General features: G+C 70.1%; 1 protein-coding gene. It reads left to right on the top strand.

Annotation, left to right across the window (positions count from 1 at the left end; genetic code table 11):
- A partial coding sequence (locus tag EQG76_RS31475) for an AAA family ATPase (RefSeq protein ID WP_159719134.1) occupies nucleotides 1–625 on the top strand: 625 nt, incomplete at both ends.

Here is a 625-nt window from a genome sequence, read left to right as displayed (position 1 = left end):
GACGGGTTCGACAGCCGCAGCGGCCTGGTCCTGCTGGGTGCCACCAACCGGCCGGAGATCCTGGACCCGGCGCTGTTGCGTGCCGGCCGGTTCGACCGCCAGGTCCTGGTCGACCGGCCGGACAAGACCGGCCGCATCCAGATCCTCCAGGTCCATATGAGGAAGGCGAAGCTTGCCCGGGACGTCGACCCGGAGAAGGTCGCCGCGCTCACCCCGGGCTTCACCGGCGCCGATCTCGCCAACCTGGTCAACGAGGCGACCCTGCTCGCCACGCGGCGCCGCGCCGACGCCGTCACCATGGACGACTTCAACAACGCGATCGAGCGGATCGTGGCCGGGCTGGAGAAGCGCAACCGCCTGCTCAACCCGCGTGAGCGCGAGATCGTGGCCTATCACGAGATGGGCCACGCCTTGGTCGCCATGGCGCTGCCGGGCATGGACCCGGTGCACAAGGTGTCGATCATCCCGCGCGGCGTGGGGGCGCTTGGCTACACCATCCAGCGGCCGACCGAGGACCGCTTCCTGATGACCAGGGAGGAGCTGGAGAACAAGATGGCGGTGCTGCTGGGCGGCCGGGCGGCGGAATGGGTGGTGTTCCGGCACCTGTCCACCGGTGCCGCCGACG

Source organism: Geminicoccus flavidas, assembly GCF_009806515.1.
GTDB lineage: Bacteria > Pseudomonadota > Alphaproteobacteria > Geminicoccales > Geminicoccaceae > Geminicoccus > Geminicoccus flavidus.
This window is presented reverse-complemented; position numbering and strand designations above follow the sequence as displayed.